Annotated in this window: 17 protein-coding genes and 1 other RNA gene; 7 read left to right on the top strand and 11 right to left on the bottom strand. The window is 59.7% G+C overall.

Features of this window, described 5'->3' with window-relative positions:
* Window positions 1-85: 85 nt before the first annotated feature.
* The 6 genes from ACTQ1E_RS03650 to ACTQ1E_RS03625 all read left to right on the top strand — a co-directional run bounded on the left by ACTQ1E_RS03650 (window position 86) and on the right by ACTQ1E_RS03625 (window position 7,038).
* Window positions 86-958, top strand: coding sequence for a methylenetetrahydrofolate reductase (locus ACTQ1E_RS03650; protein ID WP_441564799.1), 873 nt, complete (start codon window positions 86-88; stop codon window positions 956-958).
* Window positions 958-1,746 carry a hypothetical protein gene (locus tag ACTQ1E_RS03645; RefSeq protein ID WP_441564797.1) on the top strand — a complete coding sequence of 263 codons (789 nt, stop codon included), beginning with the start codon at window positions 958-960 and terminating at the stop codon, window positions 1,744-1,746. The genes ACTQ1E_RS03650 and ACTQ1E_RS03645 overlap by 1 nt, the downstream gene beginning before the upstream one ends.
* A 9-nt stretch (window positions 1,747-1,755) precedes the next feature.
* Window positions 1,756-4,305 carry a homocysteine S-methyltransferase family protein gene (locus tag ACTQ1E_RS03640; protein WP_441564795.1) on the top strand — a complete coding sequence of 850 codons (2,550 nt, stop codon included), beginning with the start codon at window positions 1,756-1,758 and terminating at the stop codon, window positions 4,303-4,305.
* Window positions 4,306-4,413: 108 nt separating this feature from the next.
* Window positions 4,414-5,778, top strand: coding sequence for a PFL family protein (locus ACTQ1E_RS03635; RefSeq protein ID WP_441068017.1), 1,365 nt, complete (start codon window positions 4,414-4,416; stop codon window positions 5,776-5,778).
* 317 nt (window positions 5,779-6,095) lie between these two features.
* Window positions 6,096-6,581, top strand: coding sequence for a hypothetical protein (locus tag ACTQ1E_RS03630; protein ID WP_441564793.1), 486 nt, complete (start codon window positions 6,096-6,098; stop codon window positions 6,579-6,581).
* 157 nt (window positions 6,582-6,738) lie between these two features.
* On the top strand, window positions 6,739-7,038 hold the full coding sequence (locus ACTQ1E_RS03625; protein WP_441564791.1) for a YhbY family RNA-binding protein: 300 nt from the start codon (window positions 6,739-6,741) through the stop codon (window positions 7,036-7,038).
* A 61-nt stretch (window positions 7,039-7,099) separates the two neighbouring features.
* Here the strand turns inward: ACTQ1E_RS03625 and ACTQ1E_RS03620 are convergent, their stop codons facing one another.
* The 8 genes from ACTQ1E_RS03620 to ssrA all read right to left on the bottom strand — a co-directional run bounded on the left by ACTQ1E_RS03620 (window position 7,100) and on the right by ssrA (window position 16,462).
* Window positions 7,100-10,018, bottom strand: a complete 2,919-nt coding sequence (locus tag ACTQ1E_RS03620; protein ID WP_441564789.1) for an AfsR/SARP family transcriptional regulator — start codon at window positions 10,016-10,018, stop codon at window positions 7,100-7,102.
* A gap of 617 nt (window positions 10,019-10,635) precedes the next feature.
* Window positions 10,636-11,364 (bottom strand): glucosamine-6-phosphate deaminase, encoded by a 729-nt coding sequence (gene nagB, locus ACTQ1E_RS03615; RefSeq protein ID WP_441016422.1) that lies wholly within the window; start codon window positions 11,362-11,364, stop codon window positions 10,636-10,638.
* Between the two features lie 272 nt (window positions 11,365-11,636).
* On the bottom strand, window positions 11,637-12,104 hold the full coding sequence (locus ACTQ1E_RS03610; RefSeq protein ID WP_427719420.1) for a PTS sugar transporter subunit IIA: 468 nt from the start codon (window positions 12,102-12,104) through the stop codon (window positions 11,637-11,639).
* 100 nt (window positions 12,105-12,204) lie between these two features.
* A complete protein-coding gene (gene glmM, locus ACTQ1E_RS03605; RefSeq protein ID WP_441564787.1) occupies window positions 12,205-13,542 on the bottom strand; it encodes a phosphoglucosamine mutase in 1,338 nt (445 codons plus the stop codon).
* A gap of 122 nt (window positions 13,543-13,664) precedes the next feature.
* Window positions 13,665-14,060 carry a 30S ribosomal protein S9 gene (rpsI, locus tag ACTQ1E_RS03600; protein WP_022094634.1) on the bottom strand — a complete coding sequence of 132 codons (396 nt, stop codon included), beginning with the start codon at window positions 14,058-14,060 and terminating at the stop codon, window positions 13,665-13,667.
* A gap of 2 nt (window positions 14,061-14,062) precedes the next feature.
* Window positions 14,063-14,506 carry a 50S ribosomal protein L13 gene (rplM, locus tag ACTQ1E_RS03595; protein ID WP_370450665.1) on the bottom strand — a complete coding sequence of 148 codons (444 nt, stop codon included), beginning with the start codon at window positions 14,504-14,506 and terminating at the stop codon, window positions 14,063-14,065.
* A 157-nt stretch (window positions 14,507-14,663) separates the two neighbouring features.
* Complete coding sequence (locus ACTQ1E_RS03590; protein ID WP_441564785.1) at window positions 14,664-15,542, bottom strand: patatin-like phospholipase family protein; 879 nt, start codon at window positions 15,540-15,542, stop codon at window positions 14,664-14,666.
* Window positions 15,543-16,098: 556 nt separating this feature from the next.
* Window positions 16,099-16,462, bottom strand: a transfer-messenger RNA (tmRNA) gene (gene ssrA / locus ACTQ1E_RS03585).
* 239 nt (window positions 16,463-16,701) lie between these two features.
* Between ssrA and ACTQ1E_RS03580 the strand changes: the two genes are divergently transcribed.
* Window positions 16,702-17,136: a hypothetical protein gene (locus tag ACTQ1E_RS03580; RefSeq protein WP_427719414.1), complete on the top strand. Its 435-nt coding sequence runs from the start codon at window positions 16,702-16,704 to the stop codon at window positions 17,134-17,136.
* 59 nt (window positions 17,137-17,195) lie between these two features.
* On the opposite strand, the gene ACTQ1E_RS03575 is transcribed toward ACTQ1E_RS03580, so the two are convergent.
* The 3 genes from ACTQ1E_RS03575 to ACTQ1E_RS03565 all read right to left on the bottom strand — a co-directional run bounded on the left by ACTQ1E_RS03575 (window position 17,196) and on the right by ACTQ1E_RS03565 (window position 18,627).
* On the bottom strand, window positions 17,196-17,588 hold the full coding sequence (locus tag ACTQ1E_RS03575; protein ID WP_441564783.1) for a hypothetical protein: 393 nt from the start codon (window positions 17,586-17,588) through the stop codon (window positions 17,196-17,198).
* 117 nt (window positions 17,589-17,705) lie between these two features.
* Complete coding sequence (locus ACTQ1E_RS03570; RefSeq protein ID WP_441564781.1) at window positions 17,706-18,059, bottom strand: hypothetical protein; 354 nt, start codon at window positions 18,057-18,059, stop codon at window positions 17,706-17,708.
* A 145-nt stretch (window positions 18,060-18,204) separates the two neighbouring features.
* Window positions 18,205-18,627: a hypothetical protein gene (locus tag ACTQ1E_RS03565; protein WP_441564779.1), complete on the bottom strand. Its 423-nt coding sequence runs from the start codon at window positions 18,625-18,627 to the stop codon at window positions 18,205-18,207.
* Window positions 18,628-19,387 lie beyond the last annotated feature (760 nt).

Below are 19,387 nucleotides of genomic sequence, written 5' to 3'. Positions count from 1 at the left end.
AATGGCGAGTAAAACTCCACCGTAGCGCAGCGGTGCTGTAGAATCCTTACAACACATCACGCTAATGTATCTAAAGGAGCACGATATGCGCGTCGACGAGGTTTTTAAGCAGGCAGCATCCCAGGGCACCACGCCCGTTTCGTTTGAGATGTTCCCGCCCAAGGGCGAGCTTACCCTCGACACGGCTCGCGAGGTGGCTGGCAATCTGTGCAAGCTTTCGCCGAGCTTTGTCTCGGTCACCTGCTCGGCCGGCGGCTCGGGCAACGGCGCCGCCACCGCCCCCATCGCGCATATGATTACGAGCGAATTCGATACGCCCTCAGTGGCGCACCTCACCTGCGTTGGTCGCACGCATGCCGATATCGCCGCCAAGATCGACGAATACCGCTCCGCCGGCGTAGAAAATGTGCTGGCCCTGCGTGGCGATCTTCCCGCCGGCGCGAGCGAGGATGACAAGCCCGCCTCGGACTACGCCTACGCCCGCGACCTCATCCCCGAGCTCGTCGACGCCGGCTTTTGCGTGGGCGCCGCAGCCTACCCCGAGGGCCACATTGCCTGTGAGAATCTCAACGCTTCGGTCGAATACCTCAAGCAAAAACAGGACGCCGGCGCGAGCTTCTTTGTGACGCAGCTCTTTTTTGATAACGAGTGCTTCTACCGTTTTCGCGAGCTTGCCGACAAGGCCGGTATCACTGTGCCCATTACCGCAGGCATCATGCCGTTTATGGGCAAGTCGCAGATCAGCCGCATGGTCTTTATGTGCGGCGCGTCGCTGCCCTCCCCCGTCATCAAGATTCTCGCCAAATACGAGAACGACCCCGAGAGCCTGCAGGCAGCCGGTGTAGATTATGCCGCCCGTCAGCTTTGCGACCTTAAGGAGCACGGTGCCGACGGTCTACACCTATACACTATGAATTGTCCTGAGATCGCCGCAACCATTATGGAGCGCCTGGGGTAATGGAAAAACCGCACATCGATACAGCTTTTGGTGAAGTGCCGGCCGACCTTGCGTCGCCGGCGCTCTACCGTATCGATGATGCCCACCATCCCCGCGTCGATCGTGCCGAGATGCTGCGGTATCTGGGTTACGGCGGCCAGCAGATTGAACCCGAGCTGTCACGACGTATTGAGCTTGTCGTTGAACGTTTGGAACTGGACATTGAGCCCCGTGGCGTGCACCGCGTATTTGCCGTCGACGCCATGGGCGTGGACGAGCAGGGAGAGCCCAGCATCCGTCTGGTTGGAACCAACGTTGAGCTGCGCGGTCGCGATATCTATCGACATCTCAAAGACGCCCGCTTTGCCGCGCTCATGGCATGCACCCTCGGCATGGACGCCGAGCGTCGCCTGCGCACCACGGGAGCCCAGCAGCCCCTAGAGGGAGCCGTGCTCGATGCCGCGTGCTCCGCCTATGTGGAAGCTGCCGTCGAGCAGATGGACCAGCAGGTCAAGGCTGCGGCCGCCGCACACGGACTCGCCGGTAACTGGCGCTTCAGTCCCGGCTACGGCGACTGCCCGCTTACGGCTCAGCGTTCAATCGTGGCTGCACTCAACGCCACGCGGCTCATCGGGCTTACCGTCACACCTACCAGCCTGCTCATGCCCACCAAGAGCGTGACCGCGGTGATCGGCCTGTTTGACGGCGAGGTCCACGACGCCCAGAGTCGCCCCACCTGCAATATCTGCCGCATGCGCGAGCACTGCCGCTTCCGCGCCGCCCACACCACCTGCTATTCCAGCCATTAGGAGCCCCCGATGTTTACTCCGCTTATCACTCATGATCTGGACGGCGCCGCGCTGGCGGCGCCCGTTGATGCCGCCCGCCGCAAGGGCGCCACGTACAAGACGCGCACGATCGACGACCTTTGCATTAAGGACGATCGCCTGCGCGCCGCCATCGAGGGCACGGGGCACCTGCTGTTCGACGGCGGCATGGGCACCATGCTGCAGGCGGCCGGCATGAAGGCCGGCGCCCTGCCCGAGCTGCTCAACTTTGAGGAGCCCCAGGTCATTACCGATATTCAGCGTCAGTATGTCGAGGCCGGCTGCGATGTGATCACCGCCAACACCTTTGGCGCCAACGCCCACAAGCTCGACGGTGCCGCCACCGTGGCAGATGTCTTTGCCGCCGCTGTCGCCTGCGCCCGCGCGGCCGGTGCCCACTACGTCGCCGGCGACATCGGCCCCATCGGTGCGCTGCTTCGCCCCTTGGGTACCCTCAGCTTCGACGAGGCCTATGACCTCTTTGCCGAGGAAGTGCGCGCTGGCGTCGACGCGGGTGTGGACCTCTTTATTATCGAGACCATGACCGATCTTGCCGAGATCAAGGCGGCGGTCCTTGCCTGCCGCGAGAACTCCGAGCTGCCCGTCTTTGCCACCATGACCTTTGAGGAGGACGGCCGTACCTTCCTGGGCACGAGTCCCGAGGTTGCCGCTATCACGCTCGACGCCATCGGCGCCGACGTCCTGGGCATCAACTGCAGCCAGGGACCGGCCGAGCTCCGAGGGCTCGCCGCACGCATGCTCACCGTTACCGACAAGCCCGTTATGGTGCAGGCCAACGCGGGACTGCCCCACGTGGACGACGACGGTAACACCGTCTTTGACATCCAGGCCCCCGAATACGCCAAGGCCGTCGCCGGCATGATCGCCGACGGCGTGAGCGTCGTGGGCGGTTGCTGCGGAACCACGCCGGCGCACATGGCAGCGCTGCGCACGCTTATCGACAACCACACGCCCAGCCCGCGCCACCGCAAGCCCAGTATGTCGGTCACGAGCGCCCAGACCGTGGTGGACCTTCCCTGTGACGGCCACAAGATCGCCGTCATCGGCGAGCGCATCAACCCCACCGGCAAAAAGCGCCTGCAGCAGGCCCTGCGCGACGGCGACCTGGACTACGTCGTAAGCCAGGGCATCAGTCAGCAGGAGCAAGGCGCCGACATCCTGGACGTCAACGTGGGCCTGCCCGAGATCGACGAGGTCAAGATCATCCAACAGGCGACCGAACAGCTCCAGGGCTCCACGCTGCTGCCGTTGCAGATCGACTCCACCGACCCCGCAGCCGTCGAGGCCGCCGTGCGCCGCTACGCCGGCAAGCCCATCATCAACTCGGTCAATGGCAAGCAGCAGATCATGGATGAGATCTTTCCGCTGGTCGCCCATTACGGCACCAACGTCGTCGGCCTCACGCTCGACGAAGGCGGCATTCCCGATACCGCCGAGGCTCGCTTCGCCATCGCCGAGCGCATCGTGGCCGAGGCCGCCCGCTACGGCATCGGACCGGACCGCATCCTCATCGACTGTCTGGTCATGACCGCCTCGACCAATCAACGCCAAGCCGAGCAGATCCTGCGCGCCATGTCCCTGTGTAAGGAGCGTCTGGGCGTCAAATGCGCGCTCGGCGTGTCGAACATCAGCTTTGGTCTGCCCGCCCGCCCGCTGCTGGGCTCGGTCTTTTTGGCTGCCGCCTTCGGCGCGGGCCTGGACGCCCCCATCATGAACCCGGGCTCCAAGCGCTTTATGGATACCGTCTACAGTTATCGCGTCTTGAGCGTTGAGGACGAGGGCTCGACCGGATACATCGAGCGCTACGCCGGCTGGACCGATCCGTACAAGATCGCCGCGAACCCGGCGGCGGCTCAGACAGTATCGACCGACACTGTGCCCGCCGCTGGCACCGACGGCAACGACGACCCGATTCGTCGCATGGTCGTCTCGGGCCGCAAAGGCGAGATTGCGGCCGAGACCGAGCGTCTGCTGGCAGACCACGACGCCATGGACCTCATCAACAACCACTTTATCCCCGCCCTCGACGAGGTTGGCGTCCTCTTTGACCAGGGAAAGTTCTTCTTGCCGCAGCTCATGGCCTCGGCCGAGGCCGCGCGCGTGGGTTTTGACACCATCAAGCGCCGGATGCCCGTCGGCGAGATTGCCGACAAGGGCAAAATCTGCGTGGCCACCGTCAAAGGCGACATCCACGACATCGGTAAGAACATCGTCAAGATGCTGCTCGATAACTACGGCTATACCGTCTTTGACCTAGGCCGCGACGTCGACCCGCAGGAGGTGCTCAAGACCGTACGGGAGCGCGACATCAAGCTCGTCGGCCTCTCGGCGCTTATGACCACCACGGTCGTCGCTATGGAGGAGACCATCAAGTTGCTTCATGCCGAGGTGCCGGGTGTCAAGATCATCGTAGGCGGCGCCGTACTCACCCCCGAATACGCCAAGCAGATCGGCGCGGACTACTACGCCAAGGACGCCGCCGAAAGCGCTCGTATCGCCGAAGAGGTCTTTGGGCAGTAACACAACGGAAACAACCGAGCACCAAAACGTGCCGCATGCGCCACTTGGCACGTGCGGCACGTTAGAATAGACAAGACTATGCTCGTTTTGGCAGATAGGAGTGCAAGGATGGCGATCACGCCCGCAGAAATCGCGGAAACCCGCGGCATGGTTGAGGAGCAGAACCTCGACATCAGGACCATCACCATGGGTATTTCGCTCATGGGTTGCGGCGACGAGAACCTCGACCGCATGTGCACGAAGATCTACGACCACGTGACGCACACGGCTGAGCATCTGGTCGAGACCGCCGAGAACCTCGAACGCGAGTACGGTATCCCCATTGTCAACAAGCGCGTTTCCGTCACCCCGGTGGCGCAGATCGCCGCGTGCTGCAAGGATGAGGACCTCACCCCCATCGCACATGCCCTCGACCGCGCGGCCGAGACGCTCGGCATCGATTACCTGGGCGGCTTCTCCGCACTCGTCCAGAAGGGCATCGGCGACGCCGACCGCCGCGTCATCCAGTCCATCCCCCAGGCGCTCGCTACCACCAGCCGCGTCTGCTCCAGCGTCAACGTCGCCAGCCTGCGCGCCGGCATCAACATGGACGCCGTGCTCATGGCGGCTCAGACCATCATCGATGCCGCCAAGCTTACGGCAGATGAGGATTCCGTCGGTGCTTCCAAGTTTGTCTGCTTTGCCAACATGGTCGAGGACTCCCCGTTTATGGCGGGCGCCGTTCACGGCGGTGGCGAGGCCGACGCCGTCATCAACGTAGGCGTCTCGGGCCCCGGCGTTATGGCCGCAGCCCTGGAGAAGCTGCCCGATTCCGCATCGATGATGGAAGTCGCTGAAAAGATTAAGCAGACCGCCTTTAAGATCACCCGTGCCGGCGAGCTCATGAGTCGCGAGGCTGCCCGTCGCCTAGGTGTCGAGAAGGGCATTGTCGACCTGTCGCTAGCGCCTACGCCTGCCGTCGGCGACTCCGTCGCGCGCATCCTCGAGATCATCGGCGTGGGCACCTGCGGTGGCCCCGGCACGACCTGCGCGCTCGCCATGCTCAACGATGCCGTCAAGAAAGGCGGCGTCATGGCCAGCTCCAGCGTGGGCGGCCTCTCGGGCGCCTTTATCCCCGTGTCCGAGGACGCCGGCATGATCGCCGCCGTCGAGGCCGGCGCGCTTTCGCTCGAGAAGCTCGAGGCCATGACCTGCGTGTGCTCCGTTGGCCTGGACATGATCGCCATTCCCGGCGACACCCCGGTCGAGACTATCGCCGGCATTATCGCCGACGAGATGGCCATCGGCGTCATCAACAATAAGACCACGGCCGTGCGCGTGATCCCCGCCATCGGCAAGGGCGTGGGCGACTGCGTCGAGTATGGCGGCCTGTTTGGCCGTGCGCCCATCATGCCGGTGAACCCCAACGCCGGCACCGTGCTTGCCCACCGCGGCGGACGCTTCCCGGCGCCGCTGAACTCGCTCAAGAACTAGCTGAAGGGTTCTGGCGGGAGCCCCGGTGAGGGCAAATATATAAGGTCGCCTGCTCGGACAGTCCTGACTCGCACGGAGAGCACATTAAGTGCTCTCCGGCTCGTGCGGAACTCGCGATCGACCTTATATATTTGCCCTCACTGGGGCTCCCGCACAACGGGACCTCAGTTGGGTTCTATCCCGGTTGCAGTTGCTTCGCTCCTGCACCACTTGGCTGGTGCGGCGGTTTGGCGTTGGAACGGTTCTTTTTCTGATATATGCTTGTTGCGGCTCTTCTTTTGGGAGGGGCCGCTTTTTTGTTGTAAGGGAGATGGCCCGTGGCTGATGGTGATGCTCGTTCTGAGCTTCTTTCTGCGGATTGGAATGGCGAATGGATGCGTCTACAGGCTGCTCGGCGGCGTTGTGCTGTCACGATGGTCGCCAACTCCAGCCCGCGCTATGACCTGCACGTGATGAATGCCATCGGCGCCTCGGTTACCCGCAGCAATGGTTTTGTGTACGCCTTTAACATCCTTATTCAGATGGGTGCACTACCGCAGGTCACGTATTTTGAATCGCCCCGTCGTGACACCTTCGATAGCCTCGAGGCCGGCGTGGCGGACTTCTCCCGTATGCTCGAGCATGGCAACGAGGATAAGATCGATCGTCTGCGCGACTATATCGCCCAACATATGATCGAGAACCCCCATGCCGGCGAGCCGGGATCCAAGGGCGTGCCGCAGGGAGGTTACATGCTCGACCACATCCGCAAGGTCCGATGGGCGTTCATCGCCTGGGAGCCGGTCTCTGCGCCCCGACCGTAGCCCATCTAAAGCATGCATCGTCTACCCACCCGGCATCCGCATTCTTTGCGAACTGGCAAACGCGCTCCACACCGCGCCGTTCCTGCGCTATCGTGGGACAGCTCACGTAGATTAAGGCCCCATCGCGGGGCGCCCCATACATAGAAAGCGAGATCCCATGGCACTGACAGGAGCCCAGGTCAAGCAGCTTCGCAGCATGGCCCATCACCTCAACCCCGCCATCATCATCGGTAAGTCCGATGTCAACGAGGGTACCGTCGAGCAGACGGCCGCCTACCTGGAAAAGCACGAGCTCGTTAAGTGCTCCGTGCTGGACGGCTCCAACCTTTCTGCCCGCGAGGCCGCCGAGGAACTCGCCGAGCGCTGCCACGCCGACGTCGTTCAGGTTATCGGTCGCAAGTTCTCGCTGTATCGAGAGTCCTCGCGCAAGGATATCGAGAAGATCAAGCTCGTCTAAGGGCCGATCGGTTCACACAGAGCAAGCCTGCGGGCGCCAGAATGATGCGGGCGCCCGTTTTTTATCGCTCAATGAACGGTCGGTTGACCCTGCTTTCGACCAGACGCTCGTAGAGACGCTTGGTCTCGGGCTCGGGAACGCCTGCGACCTGTTCCTTAAGATGATGGATATGCCCGCTATAGAGCTCGACGATATCGCGGCGTCTCCCCGCCGCTCCGTACACGCGCATGGCGCATCGCACCATGTCCTCGCGTGCGGTCTCCTGACGTAGCCCCGCTTCTACCAGCCAGATTGCCGACTGCAGGTCGTTTTCTTCCAACGCAGCGCTTGCTCCCACTATCATGCAGTCGATAAACTTCGACTGCATGATGCGGCGCATGCGCAAAAAGTACGTCGGATTGCAACCGTTGGGGATATACAGCGGTCCGGTATAGAGCTGTTCGATCTTAAGACACAGCTCGACCAGGTGAGGCCCACGCACTCTTGTGCGATTACCCAATATTTCGCGGCTTATCTGCTCAAATAGCTTCACATCGGTCTTAACGTAATCCCTGTTGAGGCCAAGGCAGTCGTTTTGGATCAGGACGCACGACTTGCCATCTGGTGTGGGTCCCAAAGCGGATCGTAAGCGTGACACAGTCGAATACAAGTTGTTACGGGCGCTACTGTACTCGGCATGTGGCCACAGTTCCATAGCCAAGGTCTCGCGATCGACAAACGAATCGATACCCAACGCAAGCCGCTCGGCAAGCGTTGCCGCTTTCTTACGACGCCACATCTTGTCTGTGATGGGAAATCCGTCGCGCTCGGCACGAAACGCGCCAAACATGCGAATCTCGATATGATCGATAGCGTCGACGGGTTCGACCTCGCCGACCTGGAACAGCCGCTCGCTCTCTCCCTCCAAATCGTCGCGCAGCGAATATCGCGATAGCTCACGCACCGGGAGCTTCTTTCGAATCTTGGCAGCAGGCTCGCCCAGGCAATGCATCGCAAGGCGTGCAAACAGCCGATACGCTGGCTCCAGAATCCCAGAACGATTCATAGACATCCAGGCGGCAAGATCGCTGTCACGGCCCGCAGACGCCAAATGCAGCGCTACGACCCAAGCCTCCGCGCCGCCGACTTGTGTCCGACTTAGGTCGAGCAGCTCTGCCTCTTCTCGTACCGACACCATCGACGTATTGCGAAGGCTTGATGCACGCTCCAACAGCAACGCGTTGTCGCGCATGTATGCGATCGACTCGTCAGCAAGCTTGAGCACCTGGACCGCGCGGAACTTCGCGTTGACCGGGCGCCCCTCGGCGAGCGCCTGCCAGCCTTCGAGTAGCAGGCCAAACAGCTGGATTTGATTGTCACGCACGCGCACGGCAAAGCGATCGAGCTCATTAAACGCCGTATCGTCAGTCATTGGCAGGCCTGCAAGCAGACGCCGTGCCGCCAGCACCATACGCACCCAGACAGCCGGTGCCTTAAGCCCACGAGCATCGAGTGCCTCCCGTGTTCGAGACATCTCGTCGTCACGCTCATCGATTCCCATAAAGGACCCATCAAAGAGCTCCGCCAACATCCGATCTGCCCGTATGAGAATCTCTGCAATATCGAGTTCGCAATCATATACCTTGTTCGCCTTGAGTCCCGAAAGTGCTGCGCCGTCTTTCGCCTGTTCGGTCAGCCGGCTCTTGACCTCGATATGCGCCGACAGCATATCGAGCGCAGCACAAGATGCCTCATTTTTTGGAAGAGCAGGATTGGCTGGAAGCCCAAGCTCGCAATCTCCATAACAGACGACCGTAAGCACCTGGGCGACTTTCCAAGAAACCAAATCAATCTCGCGGACCGACTGTGCGCTCGCATGTTCGACAATCGAGGCCATATACCGGGCCAGTTTAGTATTCGAAACGCTTACCGCCGCCAAATAGACACCAAGTGCCTCGGTGGGCGTCGGCTCCAACGCGGGCTTGTCGGCATCCGTCGTCCTCAGTACCGCGCGACAGACATCCCCTCCATGCCCAGTCAGAGCCAAATCGACACCATACTGTCCAGCAAGCTCAAGGACGGCGTCGCGATCCAAAAAGGCATCTGCCAAATCCATCGCAGCATCGCATCGGCCCGCCTTGAGCAGAATGCGTGCCGCGCGCATAACGAGCTCTGGACGAATTTCCGCAACCATTTTTCGTAATCTCAGGCGCGCGTTATCCTCGGTGCCCATACACGTAAAGCTTCGGTCGACCGGATCGACACCAAAAATCGGATAATCACGAACAAGATAGGACTGATCGATCATGGAGAGCCTGACACCGCATGCCTCAAGTTCCGCAATCTTGCCCTCGCCCATCAGGGCCATCACGCACGCCACGTTAAATAGGGCGCCGTTATCGATTGATGCCATATCGGCAAGTGCCGCACCGTATACGTTGACAATCTCGTTTTCGAGCAAGCTGGCAACGTCGCCCTCTCCGTACAGCCCCGTCTGCATAGCCGAAACCAACTCGGGAACACCCTGTGTGAGCTGGTAAAAATCGAGCGACGTGCTAATCGAGAACGCCGATGCCCAAGCCGAATACTCATAGGCATGCACCTTGAGCATCTGCGCATTGATCTTGACCGAGTCACCCAGCCCGCGAATCAACTGGCGATTTGAGGGGCGGCAGGTGACAAAGACCCCGATCCCCATAGTGCGCAGGCCTCGAATTCGATCGATAAGCTCCTCGGTATCTTGCTGATCGAGGTTGGGGACGTTATCAATCGCAATCAACGATCGCGGTTTGTCCTCAAGTTCATCTGTGACCACTTCGAGCTGCATAAACACCTCGCGGGCAATCGCGCGGTCAGCCTCGATGATTCGTACCAGACCGCGCGTCGGGTCGCTTTTGACTTCCTGAGTGTACTGAAGCAATATCGATGTTTTCCCAAACCCATCTGGTGCATAGAGCAACACAATGCCCGCCTTGCGGCCCTTGACAATCAACTCGCTCATCAGGCGATCACGTCGGACCATATAACCTGTGCCCAATGGCGCCAATTCGAGATCGTCCGTATCGTTCAGCCCGTTCATCATGCTCGCTCCTTACCTCGGCCACATGGACACCGTAATCGCAAGACAGCCCAAGCCATCCCGTAAATCGAACGACGCAGAGTTTTAGGTTGTCTTTCGGTTCGCATTTGGCAAGTTTTTGTTCAGCGAGCGCCGATTGAAACTTTTCCCCCAACCAACCGGTCTTTGCGCAGGTCAATGCGCTTGCCAGCATGTCCCACTCATTTGGCAGTGTAACGCAATGGGGCTTGTAATATTTTGTTGCGCAACTCGCCTACGCGCTGCTACCGTTTGCGACTCATTAGTAGCATATTTGAATAGAATATGCTAGAGAATGCATCACACTATACGAGGCACCACCGTCAAGCTTTTGGCAAGCTAATGTTATGCACACCATAAAGCCCGCGCTCATTCTGATTCCGCTGGCAGATATTGCGGACGGACGCAGCATAAGGGCCCATGAGTCTATAAGCTAGCCGCCGTCCCGCATATGCATAATAAAAAAGGCCCCCGCAGAACGGGAGCCTGTAACAAAGCAATAACAAATCGCTCGGATTGTACTACTCGCAGAGCGAAAGGGCAGCCTCGTCAGCAACGACGACGCAGTTGGTGTGCAGCTGCAGGATCGAAGCCGGGCACTCGGGCGTAACCGGGCCATAGCACATATCGTGCACAGCCTGAGCCTTGGCCTCGCCGTTGGCGACGACCAGGATCATGCGGGCATACATGATGGTCTGGGTACCCATGGTGTAAGCCTGGCGGGGAACGTCGTCGATGCTATCGAACAGGCGGCTGTTGGCCTGAATGGTGCTCTCGGTGAGGTCGACGCAGTGCGTACCCTTGGAGAAGTGGTCATCGGGCTCGTTGAAGCCAATATGACCGTTATTACCAATGCCGAGCAGCTGCAGATCCGGGTAACCGGCGGCAGCGACGAGCTTATCGTACTCGGAGCAGGCAGCGGCGGCATCGGGGTTGGAGCCATCGGGCACGTGCGTGTTATTCAGATCGACGTTGATGTGATCGAAGAAGTTCTCGCGCATGAAGTAGTGATAGCTCTGGGGATCATCGTGCGAAAGGCCGCGATACTCGTCCAGGTTATAGGTGCTGACCTCGGAGAAGTCAATATCGCCCTTCTTGTACCAATCGGCGAGCTGCTTGTAGGCGCCAATCGGAGTGGAGCCGGTGGCAAGACCGAGCACGCAATCGGGCTTAAGGATAACCTGCGCCGAGATGATATTGGCGGCCTTGCGGCTCATATCCTCGTAGTCTTTAGCTTTAATGATCTTCATTACGCATCCTTTCTCGTAGAAGAGAGGCAAGGCTCCCCTTACAAGCACTTGCCCGCGGCCTGCGTCGGCCGCAACCAACGTGTGCGGCCACCAGGGCGAGGTCGCGTAATGTATGTATCTCGTGTCTAGCCGCGTCGAGGCCCCTGCCCGTCCACGGTGACCCGAAGCCTTTTAGCCTCGGACATTTTTCATTTTGCCACGAAGGGCGCCCTCTTTCAAGGGCGCCCTCCGTAAACGTGTTTGAATTGTAGGCCAAAGGGCAAGCGAACGAGTTAGCGCTCGCGAGCGACGATGAGCTGATCCATCTCCTCGACATGCTCGCCGACGGAGCCCTTGATGCTCGAGAACTCAACAGAGTTGCACACCAAAATGGGAACCGTCACATCGTAGCCCTCGGCCTCGATTGCCTCGCGTTCAAACTCGATAAGCACATCGCCCTTATGGACGATATCGCCCACCTGTGCATGCACGGTAAAGTGTTTGCCCTCAAGCTGAACGGTATCGAGTCCAACGTGGATTAAAACATCCAAGCCATCGACCGTGTTGAGCGCAACGGCGTGTCCCGTTGGAAAAATCGCCTCGATCTTGGCATCCGCAGGTGCAATCACGCGCGTGCCCGTAGGCCGAATGGCAACGCCTTGGCCCAAAAGGCCCGTGGCAAACGTCTGGTCGTTAACCTCGGAAAGCGGAATGACATCGCCCGAGATGGGAGCATCCAGCGTAAGGACTCGACCACGCATACCAAAAGACCTTAGGACTTTAGTGAACATGCTCCCCCTTGGACATACCAATAATCAAAACCAGCTTACTAGTTTACCACTTGGCATTGGTTTTTGACCATTAGGGAAGTTCGCGCTTGACAACCTCGACGATGTCGTCAACGACGCGCTGAGTCAGCTCGTGCGTCTCGGCCTCGGCCATCACGCGAACCAGCGGCTCGGTACCGCTCGGGCGCACCAGAATGCGGCCGCGACCGTTAAGCTCCTTCTCGGCGGCAGCGACAGCGTCCCAAATGGGCTGGCAATCGTCCAGACCGGCCTTGTTGTCGGAATGCACGTTGACGAGCACCTGCGGGTACTTCTTCATGATGCCTGCGAGGTCGGTGAGGGTGCGGCCAGTGCGCTTGAGCACGGCCAGCAGCTGCAGCGCCGTCACCAGGCCATCGCCGGTGGTGTTGTGCTCCAGGAAGATGATGTGGCCGGACTGCTCTCCGCCGATAACGGCGCCGTCCTCGAGCATGCGCTCCAGCACGTAGCGGTCGCCCACGGCGGTCTGCACCATCTCAAAGCCCTGCTCCTTCATGGCGATGGAGAAGCCCAAGTTGCACATAACGGTCGAGACAATCTCGGAGTTGGCGAGCTTGCCGCGAGCGGCGAGGTCAGAGCCGCAGATGGCCAGGATGTAATCACCATCGATCTCGTTGCCCTCGCTGTCCACGAACAGCACGCGATCGGCGTCGCCATCGTGGGCCAGGCCGATGTCGGCGTGGGTACGCAGTACGAGCTCACGCAGGGGCTCAAGATGAGTGGAGCCGCACTCGACATTGATGTCGGTGCCACAGTAGTCGGTATTGATGGCGTGGACCGTGGCGCCCAGACGCTGAAGCGCGGCAGGCGTGGTCTGGCAGGAAGCACCGTGACCGCAGTCAACGGCAACGACCAGGCCGTCGAGCCTAAGGCCGTCGAGAGTGCTGATAGCGTGGTCGACGTATGCCTTGCGAGCGTCCTTCATCTTGATGATGTGGCCCACACCGGCGCCGGTCGGCAGCGTGTCGGCAGCCATGGCCTCCTCGGACATGACCCAGGCGCTGATCTCTTCCTCAACGGCATCGGGAAGCTTCATGCCCTTGCGGCTAAAGAACTTGATGCCGTTAAACTCCGGCGGATTGTGTGAAGCGGAGATGACGATGCCGCCGTCGAGGTCGTTTTGGACGGTGAGCAGCGCCACGGCCGGCGTAGGGATAACGCCGCAGCAGTGCGGGCGACCGCCCTCGGCCATAATGCCAGCGGTCAGAGCGCTCTCGAGCATGGTGCCCGAAAGACGCGTGTCGCGGCCAACGCAAATGTCCGGACCAAGGAACTTGGTCGCCGCACGGCCAAGGCGAAACGCGAGGTCGCACGAGAGGTCGGCGTTGGCGACGCCACGGACGCCGTCGGTGCCAAAGATGTTCTGGGGCATAGGATCGCTCCTTCCCAAGTGGGCAAAACGCACTCGCCCACCCTAGTCGAAAAAGAAAAGCGGGACCCGCCGAGCAATCGGCAGGCCCCGCTTGTACATTGTATCTCGTAAGGAGAAAAACCTTAACGCTTGGAGAACTGGGGAGCGCGGCGGGCCTTCTTGAGGCCGTACTTCTTGCGCTCGACCACGCGAGCATCGCGCGTAAGGAAACCGGCCTTCTTGAGGTCAGCACGGTAGTCGCCAGCGTTCAGAAGAGCGCGAGCGATGCCCAGGCGCAGAGCGCCGGACTGACCGGAGATGCCGCCGCCATCGCACAGAGCGATAACGTCGAACTGACCGGCGGTATCGGTCACCTTGAAGGGAGCAAGGGCGTTCTCAACGAGCTGATGACGGCCGAAATACTGCTCGGCGTCACGCTTGTTGATAGTCACCTTGCCGGTGCCGGGGACGAGACGGACGCGGGCGACGGCGTTCTTACGACGGCCGGTACCCTGGTAGACAACGGTGTTCTCAGCCATCTTTAAGCCTCCAGCTCAATCTTCGTGGGGTTCTGGGCAGCATGCGGATGCTCGGCACCAGCGTAGACCTTAAGCTTGGTCATCTGGGCACGGCCGAGGGTGGTCTTGGGCAGCATGCCGCGAACGGCGCGCTCGATGACCTTCTCCGGGTGCTTCTCCATAGCCTGGTGGAAGCTCTCAGCCTTGAGGCCGCCGTTGTAGCCGCTGTGGCGATAATAGGTCTTCGTGTCGGCCTTGTTACCGGTAAGCTGGACCTTATCGGCGTTGATGACGACAACGAAGTCGCCGCAGTCGCTGTTGGGCGTGAACTGGGGCTTGTTCTTACCGCGCAGGATCATTGCGATCTGGGTGGCAAGACGGCCCAGGACAGCACCATCGGCGTCGACGAGAACCCAGTTGCGCTGGACCTCGCCCTGCTTGGCGTAGTGAGTCGATTTCGAAATCACTTAGACTCCTCCATGTACAGTACGTGTTGTTACAGAGATTCACGGGGCTCTGCAAGTAACCCGTCCATATTACCCCGCTCGTCGCCCGAGTCAACAGGTATTTTGGCTCTGACCAGACTTTCTGCACATGTCGTCCATCGGTAATGATGTCGCGACGCTAGCGCTCGACAAATGCCTCGATATCACTCAGCAGATGCTTTGCCTCCTGACGACCCTGAATATACAGGTCGAGAAGCTTTGCCGGATCGTGCTCGACGTGACCGACCTCGACAGGCTTTTGCGGGGCAACGACCAGCGCGCGGCCCTCGCGCTCATACTTCCACAGATGCATGCGCTGGATGTTATAGCGGTCGTGGCGCGTCTCGATAGCCTCGAGCAGGTAGGGGTAGTCGGCATAGCGGGCGCGTGCGGCAGGCATAAACTCGTAGGGCTTTTTCTCGTACGAGCGGTCCTGCGTGACAATGACAACCGCGCGATCGAAGCCGGCCTCCTCCAGCACGTGCTCGATGGGGACCGAATCGGCTACGCCGCCGTCGACGTATTTGTGCCCGTCGATCTCGACCGGCGGCGTCACCAGCGGCAGCGACGTCGAGGCGCGCACGGCATCGAGGTCGAGCACGGCGCTTTTGACCGGCAGGTATGCAGCGGTTCCAAAGAGCATGTCCGTCGCGACGGCGTACATCTCGATGGGGCTCGCGTCGAATGCCTCGTTATCAAAGGGATCCAAGCGGTCCTGGACATCGTTGAAGATGAAGTCGTAACCCACGATGGAGCCCGTGGACGCAAACGATGCGGCACCCATGAAGCGGTTGTCGTTGCAGAAAGCCAGGTTGATGCGGTTGGCACGGCCGATCTGGTGCGACTTGTAGTTCACGCCGTTGAGGGCGCCGGCCGATACACCGTAGACAGCCGGAATCTCGACGCCGGCTTCCATGAGGACGTCGAGCACGCCCGCGGTAAATTGCCCGCGGAAGCTGCCGCCCTCCAAGACGAGCGCGACCTTGCCGGCGTTCTTTGCCTTATCTTCTGCCGTCATGTTGACCTCCTACTGTTTCGTTTTGGCCTTCTTCTACCCAGTTTTGAGATGGCGAGCGCATGGGTTTTGGAGTTGAGTAGGACGGGGCGGCTGGCGGAAAGCACGTCCCGTTCTTGGGGGCGATTCCGGGATGGACTTTCCGCTTGAGCTGCCATTGGGAAAGCATGTCCCACTCCACAGCTCGATTCCGGGTTGCAGTTTCCGCTTGAGGCGCCAACGTGAGTAGTCAATTTGGGACGGGGCTATTTTAGCTGCCCTTTGACTGTCGACGAATTATTGGGGACCGGAACTAATATCGACTGGCTTATAGGGGTAGCTAAAATAGCCCCGTCCCAAATTGACTACTCCACCTTGTAGAGGCTTTGCGCGGAGAATCCGCGTATTTGCTTCGCAAATCCGCACCGGCTTCGGCCGCCTGCCGGCGTCCTCGCCCGCGGGCTAAAAACGCTTACGCGTTTTCTTTACGCCCGCGCCCTGCATAGAGTTCGATTCTCCGCGGTGTCTATATGTAATAAAAAAAGCAGGTAGAAACACTTCTCTACCTGCCTGTAACTATTGGTGGAGGCGCGGAGAATCGAACTCCGGTCCACGAAAGCCCCCTGATTGGCATCTCCAAGCTCAGTCGCCGGTTTAGTCTCGGACGCTTTGCGCGCAGCGACACGCTCGCGGCATCCCAACCGGTTCGGTCTTAGCCCGCGCCATACCGATTACGTGCGCGGGAGCATTCCCCTAACATGACGTCGCGCCGGTGTCGGGGAAATCACCGGGTTGACGCGCCGCTATAAACTAAGCAGCGAGAGCCATAGGCTCAAAAGAAGAGTTGTTGTCAATTCAATTTGACGGTACCCCTGTTTAACGAGGCGAGGAGACCTCGGCTTGCTTCCTCTCTCAGAGCTATCGTGTCGAAACCAGTCGCCCCCGAATGTTGGGAAAGTCTGGATGGTATCGGGCCTGCAAACACCCGATAACCGTCGACTTTTCAAGGAACACGCGGGGTAAACCCCGCTCGTGGATAGTTATCTTACCACGTTCTAAAGGCAGACAGCTGCTCTATGCACGAGCTGTGAAGACCCTAATGTGCACCATACTTCGCATTTTTGCCACTGAACGCGTCACGTATATTTTCGCCAAGCAAAATTGACCCGTCGAAAGGACCGTTATGGATACCAAGCAGCAACTCGTCAATGCCCTCGCAGGCCTGGGCTCAACCATTACCGAAGCTATGGATGTCATCGAAGGCTTTGTCCCCTGTGGACATCCCGCCCTCACGGTATCGAACGCCCTTGTTGCGCTGGACGCTGACGATGATGCAGCTCTCGCCCAGCAGTTTGAGACCGTCGCGGGCTTTATCGACCACGTGAGCGAGAACCGCGGCGTGGCCGCCTACCACGGCATCGAGGTCGAGCTCGCGGGTCCCAAAGCCGATCTGCTCGCAGCAATCCGCGAGGTAGGCGCCCTTATGCAGACCGCAGGCGTCAAGAACACCCAGGTCAACGAGTGGGTCTACCGCAGTCTAGCAGCACTAAACGATTCCGACGAAAAGGCCGCCGAGAAGCTCGTCGAAGCTCCCGTCATCAAGGCAGCGCTTTTGTAATTAAAGGATGCGTGGCCTTCTGAGCGCCGACGTTCCGAAGGCCACGCAAACAGTTCGCGTTAACCGATAGCCGCGCCACCACGTTCGGCCAAAGCTAGAATCGGCATCATTTGGCGCGGGGTCTTTGCTGCAAGATCGGCATGTTCGAGCAGCTTGCGATTGTTGGTCACCAAGTAATCGATCTGCGCGCGCTTGCACGCGGCGAGCACCAAGTTGTCCTCGTAATCGCGATGGAGCGCTAAGTATTTGTCGGCCAGCCAAAGGTCCGATGCATCTGCACCCACGGCCGTGGCGTTTTCGGTCACGTTCCGAACAAACGCCAACGCCGCATCGCCAATTGCACGGACAGATGCCTCGTCGAGCGCTCCCCCGCCGGCAAGAACGCTACGCTTCAGCTCGTGTTGGACAACGTACAGCACGTCCTTGGCGATATGCACCAGAAAGAACAGCAACGCCCCCGCCTCCGTCGCCTGCCCAATAAGCGCGCGCGGCAAGCGACTCGGTATGCTCGGCGCAAAACGAATCGACCCATACGTTGGCGTCCACCATAATCTTAAGGGGGCCTCCACTCACAGGATCATCCCCTTTTGGCGATAATGCTCATCCATGGCTTCGGAATAGATTGTGTCCCAGCTGCGGTCATCAGACGCAGATGATGTATCGATGCCCAGGTCCGCGTAAAGCCGATCCACCTCCGCCCATGATGCGACAAACGGCGAGGTGGCACCAGCACTAGGCAGTTGGTCTTCAACGGCCGACAACACCTCTTCGCACGAACCGCCACCCTGCGCAACCTTGGCCACCACCTTTTTGATGAGCTCGGGCAGTGTCCCGCCCGAAATCCGCAGCGCCTCCTCGGCACGGTTCTTGACCTGGCGATCCACGCGAACGTTCACCTGCGCCATGCCGCTAGCAGCACCCACGTCGATCTCACTCCCTTCAATTGCTAGCCTCGATAGCAACACTATATAGAGACGCTATCAATTGGGGTCAAATGCAAAAGGCCTGCGCCCGGACGACACCGATGCCGTCTGGGCGCAGGCCAGATAACGTGGGCAAACACGTCTGCTAACGCAGGTAAGCCTTCGCGTTGCTCAGGCTGTAGGCGATCGTCGAGCCGTTGTGCAGCAGCGACGATGCCTGCGAGGCAATCGCGCCGGTACTGCCCAGTGCCAAGAGCGCCGAGTTGGTGAGCATCACCTTAGAGTAGGAGCTCGTCAGACGATCAACGAGGCCCTGGCTCATACGGCGCAGGCGCACGATCGCAGCAAGATCCGTATCGGTCAAAGTGCTCGGAACCGATGATGGCGCGACACCCTTCGATGGACGAAGCGATGCCGTGCGCCACGATGTACTCGACGGCAGTATGCCGCACGCGATGCCCTGCACGCAGGCATTCTTTACCGGAGCGCTGGCGAGCAGCTTGATGCCAGCCGTACCAAGCAGAAAACCGCCACCGACAAGCAGGGTGTTAAACGTCGGCCTCTTCATGTTGCTTCTCCCTTTTGCCGCATTGGACACGGCACGGTGCCTCAGCACCCAAGTGAATAAGTTTGCATGAGCACACTTTTGGATAGTAGTTAAGTAGTACTAACTATTAAGGTCAAAAATGGTTAACTTTCTGGAAATCTTAGGGTGCAGACCGGCCGACTTTCGACAATCGGTCTGCCGCAACGTACATCTCCGGCATCCAAGAAAGACTCTCCCCTGTCCCAGCAAATCGAGGTCTAATACTTTTCCCGAGAAGTGAACGAGCAAAATCGGACCCCTGAAGCATCCGCATTTTTTAGTAACAAAACCGCAGGGAAAACTCGGCAAAACCGCAGGAAACAGCGTCCAAATAGTGTCGATGCTTCAGAGGTCCAAATAAGGTCGTTCACTTCTCGGGAAAAGTATTAAGCTTCGCTTTCCACAGCCCAAAAATGTGACCAAGGGACCGTCCCTGCGCCACATCCACAAAAAAAATGAGGGTGCCAACGGCACCCTCATTCACCAAATTCCATTCAGCCCGACTGACCAGAACGGCTGAGTCGCCACGGAACCCGGGAGCCCCGGCAGGGCGGGCGCTTGCTCAAAATGAGTTCCCTTCAAAAACAATGGGCGCGCCAACGGCGCGCCCATTCACTCTATTTCCATTCAGCCCGACTGACCAGAACGGCCGAGTCGCCACGGAACCGAGGGGCCGGGCGCAGGGCCTTGCCTCTCAATGAGTTCCGCACGAACAGGAGGCGCCAGTGGCGCCTCCGTCGTG

Source organism: Collinsella sp. LCP21S3_C7 (genome assembly GCF_052118485.1).
Classification (GTDB): Bacteria; Actinomycetota; Coriobacteriia; order Coriobacteriales; family Coriobacteriaceae; genus Collinsella.
This window is presented reverse-complemented; position numbering and strand designations above follow the sequence as displayed.